Genomic DNA, 7,701 nt, shown 5'->3' on the forward strand with positions numbered 1-7,701 from the left:
CACTGCTGCTGGCATTCCTCACAGTGGGCAGCTCCAGCCGGTGGGCGACGGCCGCCGCCTCTCCCCGGCCCGAGACGCCGAGCTTGCCGAGGATGTTCGAGACGTGGACGCTCGCGGTCTTCGGGGAGATGAAGAGTTCCTCGGCGATCTGCCGGTTGGTGCGGCCGGCGGAGACCAGCCGCAGGACATCACGCTCCCGGCTGGTGAGGCCGAGCGCCTCGACGGGGTCGGCGGGGTCCGAGGGGACCGCTCTCCCCGCCGGGACCTTCGTGAGGGTCAGCCGGGCCCGCTGGGCGAGCAAGGCCACGGAGTCGGCGAGCGGGCGGGCACCCAGGTGGTCGGCCACGGCGGCGGACAGGCGGAGCAGTTCCGTGGCGCGTTCCCGCTCGTCGTCGCCCCCGTCGGGGTCGGACAGCAGCGCTTCGGCCAGCCGGTGCCGGACGCGGGCGAGGTCGTAGGGGCGGTCGAGGCATTCGAAGGCGGCGACCGCCTCGGACCAGTCGTCCGGGGTGGAGCGGCCCTCGACGTGCAGGAGTTCGGCACGCAGCCAGCGTTCGTGGGCCCGCCAGACGGGGACGTTCGTGGCGACCGGTTTGGCGGCCTCCCGGATGCGTTCGAGGATCTTGGCGCGGCCGGGCTCGGCGACGGGCAGACCGATGGCCCGGGTCTCGGCGACGGCCGCGGTGACCAGCAGGGGCCAGGCCTCGGAGTGTGTGCCGGGGCGGAAGCCGGAGTCCAGGACCAGTTCGAGGGTGGCGCGGGCGTCGAGGAGGCGGCCCTCGGCGGTGGCGACCTGGAGTTCGATCCGCTCCAGCGGCAGATGGTGCTGGGGGGCGACGTCATGGGTGCCGAAGTGCTCGCGGGCGGCGGCCAGTTGGTCACGGGCCTGCGCCAAGTCGCCTCGGGCGAGAGCGAGTTCGGCGAGGATCCGGGCGTGGAAACCACGGGGTTTGGCGCTCTGGTCCACGCGCTGCGAGTTGGTCGCCGCCTCGGCGGCCTCGTCCCAGCGGCCCAGGGTGAACAGGGACTCGGCGAGGTTTCCCCAGATCCAGGCCTCTTTGTCGAACTGGCCGAACTTCTTGGCGAAGGCGAGCCCCGTCTCCAGGATGGGCAGGGCCTCGCGGGAGCGGCCGACCGTTTCGAGGAAGGAGGGAAGGTTCACATAGCTGCGGCCGGCGACGGTGGAGATGCCCTCCGCGACCGTTCGTTCGTTCACCTCGGCCAGTTCGGCGAGGCCCGCCTCGACGTCGCCGGACACGACCATGAGGCCGGCCAGGGTGAGGCGCGCGTCCAGCTCGATCTCGCGGGCGCCCACCATGCGGGCGTACTCGACCGCGCGCTCGGCGGCCACGTAGGCGTCAGGGCCCGGCACATGCACCGTGGACCAGCCGGCGACCTTGGCCAGTACCTCCGCGTGCACCTCGGAGGGCGGCAGTCCGCGGACCAGCTCCTGGGCGGCGGCGAGTTCGGACCAGCCGTCGCCGCGGGACTGGGCCCGCACCAGGACCGAGCGCTGCACCCAGAACCAGGCGGCCCGCAGCGGGTCGCCCTCGTCCTCCAGGAGGTGCAGGGCCCGCTTGGTGATCTTCAGGGCGCGTTCGCGCTCCCCGCTGAGCCGCCCGGCGACGGCGGCCTCCGCCATCAGGTCGAGGTAGCGCAGGGGTGTGGTCTCGGGGTCGCAGCCGCAGGGCGGGTAGACCTCGGTGTAGTCGACGGGGCGCAGACCGGCGCGTACGGCGTCGGGGGCGGTGTCCCAGAGCTCCATCGCCCGCTCCAGGAGCCGTAGTTGCTCGGAGTGGGCGTGCCGGCCGCGGGCCGCGACGGAGGCGTCCAGGACGGCGGGGAGAGCCTTGGCGGCGTCGTGGGCGTGGTACCAGTAGCTCGCCAGGCGCATGACGCGCTGGTCGGCCGGGACGAGCGTCGGGTCGGCCTCCAGGACCTCGGCGTAGCGGCGGTTGATGCGGGAGCGCTCGCCGGGCAGCAGGTCGTCGCCGACGGCCTCGCGGACCAGGGAGTGGCGGAAGCGGTAGCCGTCGTCACCGGGGGCGGCCTGGAGGATGTTGGCGCCGACGGCGGCCCGCAGCGCCTCGATGAGGTCATCCTCGGCGAGCCGGGCGACGGCGGCGAGCAGCCGGTACTCGACGGTGGAGCCGCCCTCGGCGACGATCCGGGCGACCCGCTGGGCGCTCTCGGGCAGTGACTCGACGCGGACGAGGAGCAGGTCGCGCAGGGAGTCGGTGAGGCTGGTGCGGCAGCCGCCGTGGGCGGCGACGGCGAGTTCCTCGACGAAGAAGGCGTTGCCGTCGGAGCGTTCGAAGATCTCGTCGACCTGGGCGGGGTCCGGTTCGGCGGCGTGGATGCCGGCGATCTGGCGGCCCACCTCCTGGCGGTTGAAGCGGCCCAGTTCGATCCGGCGGACCGTGCGGAGCCGGTCGAGTTCGGCGAGCAGGGGGCGCAGCGGGTGGCGGCGGTGGATGTCGTCGGCGCGGTAGGTGGCGAGGACGACGAGGCGGCCGGTGCGCAGGGTGCGGAAGAGGTAGGCGAGGAGGTGGCGGGTGGAGGCGTCGGCCCAGTGCAGGTCCTCCAGGGCGACGACGACCGTGCGGTCGGCGGCGACGCGCTCCAGGAGGCGCGCGGTGAGTTCGAAGAGGCGGGCCATGCCCTCCTCGTCGTGGCGGCCGGCCCGCCGGCCGGTGGGTGTCTCCGCCAACTCGGGGAGCAGCCGGGCGAGTTCCTCCTCCTGGCCGGCGGCCGCCGCGGACAGCTCGTCGGGCAGTTCGCGGCGCAGCGCGCGCAGGGCCGTGGAGAACGGGGCGAAGGGCAGTCCGTCCGCGCCGATCTCGACACAGCCGCCCAGCGCGACGACGGCGCCCCGGCGGCAGGCCGCGGTGGCGAACTCCTCGACCAGTCGGGTCTTGCCGACGCCGGCCTCGCCGCCCAGCAGCAACGCCTGCGGCTCGCCCGCGGCGGCGCGGGCGAGCGCATCGTTCAGCGTGTCCAGTTCGTCGGCGCGGCCGACGAAGACCGGACTGACGGACCTGGTCTCCACTCTTGCGAGCATGTCACGCGGGTCTGACAACGCGGCACCGGTTTTCGGGAGGGCGGCCGCGGGGAGGAGCGCCCCTCCGGCCTGCCGGGCGGGCGCCGTACGGCCGTCCTCCCGGGGCCGGACGGTCACGAGACGCGGGCGAACAGGTGCCTGCGGGGGCTCTTGGTATGCACCTCCCCCTCGGCGGCCCGGCGGGCCTGCTCGCGGCGGGCGGCACGGGCGCCGCGGACGGCCTCGCGGGCGAGGCGCTCGTTCGCGGCCTGCCGGCGGAGTTCGGCGGAGCGCATCTGGTGGAGTTCGTACTCGTACATCTCAAGTCCCTTGGAAGAGGCGGTTCTTCGGCTTCGCTTGTTGCGATGCCTCAACCTTCGTCTCCGAGGGGGGTCCGCCACATCGGGAGAGTTCCGCATCTTGCGGGGCCGGGCGGGCCTTAGACATGCGTAAGGGGTCTTAGGGCCTTCGTAAGGTGCTTACGAAGGCCCTAAGACCCCTGATGTACGTGCGGTGGCGCGAACCGGCCGTCAGGTGGCCGACGGCAGGCTGAGCAGGACGTCGGTGTACTTCAGGACGGCCAGGAGCAGTCCTACGACACCGAGCGCGACGCCCGCCCAGGCGACCGACTTGATCCAGGTGGCCTGCGGCTTGCCCGGGGTGCCGAACGCGGGCCGGATGAGGGCCGCGACACCGACGAGCACGCCGAGCAGGGCGAAGATGCCGGCCCACAGCGCGGTGGTGTGCCAGGCGTCGCCGTAGACCTCCTTGATCTGGGTGGCCACGCTCGCGGTGGAGGCGGTGTGGAGCTGGCCCACGAGGGTCTCGCGGGCGCCGGCGACGGTGCCGATCCAGCCGCCGGAGAGCGAGATGAAGCCGAGCGCGGCGGAGACCACGGCGGCTGCGCCCTGGCCGACGCCGGAGGGGCCCTCCGCCTGGTCGTCCTGGAGCTTCGCGAGCTCGGCCGCGTACTCCTCCTCGGTGAGGTCGTCGTCGTGCTCGACCTCGTCCGCGGGCTGGTTCTCGCCTTCCGTCCCGGTCACTTCCTCGTCGGTCTTGGTGACATCGGTCTTCGTCACATCGGTCTTGGTGACGTCGACGGTCTCCGCGTCGCTCTTCACCTCGGTGGCCTCGTTCGCGGCCTCGTCAACAGTCTTGGTACCCATGGTGCGCACGGTAGGGGTGGTTTCTGAGAAGTTCCTTAAAGATCGCTGTGCCGCGCACGCGCGCGTGCCTCGCGCCACTCGGGGGCGAGCACGGACCACACCTCTATGTCGTGCCGTACGCCCCCGTGGGGGTGGGATTCGCGGAGGACCGCGTCCCTGGTCATGCCCATGCGGCGGGCAACATTCAGGCTCTTCTCATTGCCCGCGGCGGCGTGCCATTCGACGCGGTGGATGCCGCGCCGCTCGATCGCGAAGTCGATGAGGATCCGCATCGCGCGCGTGATCAGCCCGCGCCCGGCAGCGGCGGGTTCCAGCCAGCAGCCGACCTCGCAGTTGCCCTGGTCGGCGTGGAAGTTCAGGAAGAGGACCCCGCCGACGAGCTTGCCGTCCAGCCAGATGCCGTGCAGGGACGCGCTGTCGGCGGCGCGCAGGTCGGCGTAGCGCTGGAGCATGTCCCGCGTGGAGTCGAGGTCCGTCGCCTTGGACCCGAAGGATATGTACTGGCCGATGAACTCCCGGCCGCGCTCCAGGTGCGCGAGGAACTCCTCGGCGTGCCACGGCTCCAGGGGACGCAGTTCGGCTCCGTCGTCACCCAGGGATATCGCGTACATCCTGTTCCCGCTCCTTCGCCAGGACGTCCGCCACCTCGGCGTCCGTCGCGGCGGCCAGCCTCTCATGGGCGGCACGGCACTCGGGGGGCTCGATGCTGATGCGGGGCAGGACGCGGTCGAGGCCCCGGGGCAGCCACCAGTTGGCGCCGCCCAGCAGGTGCATAAGGGCGGGCACCAGCAACGTACGGAGCACGAAGGCGTCCAGGGCGACGGCTGCCGCCAGCGCGATGCCGAACATGGCGATCACGCGGTCGCCGCTGAGCACGAAGGCGAGGAAGACGGAGATCATGATGACGGCGGCGGAGTTGATCACCCGGCTGGTCTCGGCTAGGCCGACGCGGACGGCTCGGCGGTTGTCGCCGGTTTCCAGCCATTCCTCGTACATCCGGCTCACCAGGAAGACCTGGTAGTCCATGGAGAGCCCGAAGAGGACCGACACCATGATCACGGGGAGGAAGGGTTCGATCGGCCCGGCCCGGCCGAGCCCGAGGAACTCGCTCCCCCAGCCCCACTGGAAGATCGCGACGACGACTCCGAAGGCGGCGGCCACGGCGGCGACGTTCATCGCGGCGGCCTTGAGCGGGATGCCGATCGACCGGAAGGCGAGCAGGAGCAGCACGCAGCCGAGTGAGATGACGACCCCGACGAACAGCGGGAGCTTGCCGACGATCACGTCGGCGAAGTCGTCGTAGCTCGCCGTCACCCCGCCGACGTGGATGTCGAGCGAGGTGCCCGTCTCGGCCCGCGGCAGCACCTCGGTGCGCAGCCGGTCGACGAGGTCGCTGGTCCGCTGGGACTGCGGCGCCGAGTCCGGGACGACCGAGAAGTACCCGGTGGTGCCGCTGCCGTCGTAGGTCACCGGGGTCACGGAGGCGACGCCCTCGGTGGTGCGCAGGGTGGCGTCGAGGTTGTCGAGGGTGAGCCTGTCCTCGGCACCGTCGATCCTGGTGACGAGGGTGAGCGGGCCGTTGACGCCGGGCCCGAATCCGGTCGCGAGGAGGTCGTAGGCCTGGCGGGTGGTCGAGGACCTGGGGTCGTTGCCCTGGTCGGAGGTGCCGAGGTGGAGGGCGAAGGTGGGCAGGGCGAGGACGGTGATGACGATCAGGGCGAGGGTGCCGAGCAGTCTGGGGTGGCGCTCGACGAACGCGGACCAGCGGGCGGCGAGGCCGGTGGGCAGCTCCGGCTGGGGTCCGTGTTCGGCCAGCCTGCGCCGTTCGCGGCGGCTCAGGGCGCGGGGGCCGATGAAGGACAGCAGGGCCGGGAGAAGCGTCACGGAGGCCGCGACGGTGAGCACCACGGTCAGCGAGGCGGCGATCGCGACCCCGTTGAGGAAGCCGAGCCTCAGGATCAGCATCCCCAGGAGGGCTATGCACACCGTGGCGCCCGCGAAGACGACCGCGCGCCCGGTGGTGACGACCGCGTTGGTGACCGCCTCGGTGACGGACAGCCCGCGTTTCAGCCCGCGCCGGTGCCGGGTGACGATGAACAGCGCGTAGTCGATGCCGACGCCGAGCCCGATCAGCATGCCGAGCATGGGCGCGAAGTCGGCGACGGTAATGGCGTGCCCGAGCAGCACGATCGCCGCGTACGCGGTGCCGACGCTCAACAGGGCGGTGCCGATGGGCAGCAGCGAGGCGGCGAGCGAGCCGAAGGCGAGGAACAGCACGAGGGCGGCGACGGCGACCCCGACGATCTCGGCGGTGTGCCCGCTCGACGCCTCGGTGAGCGCGACGGCGCTGCCGCCCGCCTCGACCTGGAGCCCGTCGGTCTCGACGGCCTTGGCCGCGCTCACGACCGCCTGCGCCTCGGACTTGCCGATGCCCTCGGCCTGATGCGCGAAGGTGACGGTGGCGTAGGCGGTCCGCCCGTCGGCGCTGATCCGACCGGTGCCCTGCCCGTCGTACGGACTGACCACGGAGGCGACTCCGGGCAGGTCGGCGATCTTGTCGAGAACGCCGGTCATGGTCTGTTCGACATCGGCGGCGCGGACGGAGCCGGGCGAGGTGTGCCAGACGACGGTGTCGCTGTCGCCGCCGAGACCCGGGAACCCCTCCTTGAGCAACTCGGTCGCACGACCCGACTCGGTGCCGGGGGCCTCGTAGTCGTTCGAGTACGCCGATCCGGCGACGGCGGCGGCCGCGGTGACCCCGCCGAACGCGAGGAGCCACAACAGGACGGCGGCGAGGCGGTGCCGAACACACCAGCGGGCGAGGGCTGCCACGAACGTGCTCCCGGGGACGGCGATTTGTGGATCTTTGACCGGGAACCGTCGCGCAAAGAATGAACAGCCCGCAAAGAACGGATGAGCAATACGGAGTTCACTCTTGCAGCAGAAAATGATCGTTCATGACGTTCGTGCGCTGAATCACGGGAGTGGGAGCCAGATCACAGGACAGTAACGGCAACTCTGTAGTCCTGGCTGTCGCCTTGACCGCTGTCTCAGTCGAACTGATCGCCGAGCGCCATCACCATCGCCCCGACGACCAACAGCCAAAGCGCCCGTCTGGTACGCCCCCTGGACCCGAGCACCGACGCCAGCCCACACGCCACGGCACCCACCGCGTAGGCGGCCGGAACGAGCACGGGCGCGGATCCGCTCGCCCGCAGCGCCGCCGCGCCCACTCCCACGAGGGCCAGCACGGCACCGGTCAGCGCGGCCGTCCAACGGGCCCGCCGCGCGTCCAGCGCCGGATCCCCGAAGTCCGGTGTCTCGGAATCTCCGCGTCCGTCCATGGCGGGCGAGCGTAGCCCCTCCACCTGAGAAACCTGATGCGCGGCCAACCGACGTCCTCCACAATCTCGTTGCTTCCTCACAGCAACCTACGCAGAACCGGAGGACACCGTTCACCGATGCCCGACACCGACCTGACCGCCCGCCTGACCC

The 7,701-nt window shown here is 71.8% G+C and carries 6 protein-coding genes; all 6 read right to left on the bottom strand.

What is annotated here, in order from left to right:
- A partial coding sequence (locus tag ACNFOC_RS47140) for a helix-turn-helix transcriptional regulator (RefSeq protein WP_416965156.1) occupies window positions 1-3,061 on the bottom strand: 3,061 nt, incomplete at its 3' end.
- 113 nt (window positions 3,062-3,174) lie between these two features.
- Window positions 3,175-3,360 (bottom strand): hypothetical protein, encoded by a 186-nt coding sequence (locus ACNFOC_RS47145; protein ID WP_416965157.1) that lies wholly within the window; start codon window positions 3,358-3,360, stop codon window positions 3,175-3,177.
- A 210-nt stretch (window positions 3,361-3,570) separates the two neighbouring features.
- On the bottom strand, window positions 3,571-4,206 hold the full coding sequence (locus ACNFOC_RS47150) for a hypothetical protein (RefSeq protein WP_416965158.1): 636 nt from the start codon (window positions 4,204-4,206) through the stop codon (window positions 3,571-3,573).
- 35 nt (window positions 4,207-4,241) lie between these two features.
- Window positions 4,242-4,817 carry a GNAT family N-acetyltransferase gene (locus tag ACNFOC_RS47155; protein ID WP_416965159.1) on the bottom strand — a complete coding sequence of 192 codons (576 nt, stop codon included), beginning with the start codon at window positions 4,815-4,817 and terminating at the stop codon, window positions 4,242-4,244.
- The gene (locus ACNFOC_RS47160; RefSeq protein ID WP_416965160.1) at window positions 4,795-7,038 is read right to left on the bottom strand and encodes an MMPL family transporter; all 2,244 of its coding nucleotides are present in this window, start codon (window positions 7,036-7,038) and stop codon (window positions 4,795-4,797) included. Before ACNFOC_RS47160 ends, ACNFOC_RS47155 begins: the two co-directional genes overlap by 23 nt.
- A gap of 218 nt (window positions 7,039-7,256) precedes the next feature.
- Entirely contained in the window at window positions 7,257-7,550 is a 294-nt protein-coding gene (locus tag ACNFOC_RS47165) for a hypothetical protein (RefSeq protein WP_416965161.1), read from the bottom strand.
- Window positions 7,551-7,701: the final 151 nt, after the last annotated feature.

Origin of the sequence: Streptomyces colwelliae (assembly GCF_048158785.1) — a bacterium.
GTDB lineage: Bacteria > Actinomycetota > Actinomycetes > Streptomycetales > Streptomycetaceae > Streptomyces.

Bases quoted from the DNA above. Each gene is read 5' to 3' on its own strand.
- ACNFOC_RS47145 (WP_416965157.1), bottom strand. From the start codon at position 3,360: ATGTACGAGTACGAACTCCACCAGATGCGCTCCGCCGAACTCCGCCGG.
- ACNFOC_RS47150 (WP_416965158.1), bottom strand. From the start codon at position 4,206: ATGGGTACCAAGACTGTTGACGAGGCCGCGAACGAGGCCACCGAGGTG.
- ACNFOC_RS47155 (WP_416965159.1), bottom strand. From the start codon at position 4,817: ATGTACGCGATATCCCTGGGTGACGACGGAGCCGAACTGCGTCCCCTG.
- ACNFOC_RS47165 (WP_416965161.1), bottom strand. From the start codon at position 7,550: ATGGACGGACGCGGAGATTCCGAGACACCGGACTTCGGGGATCCGGCG.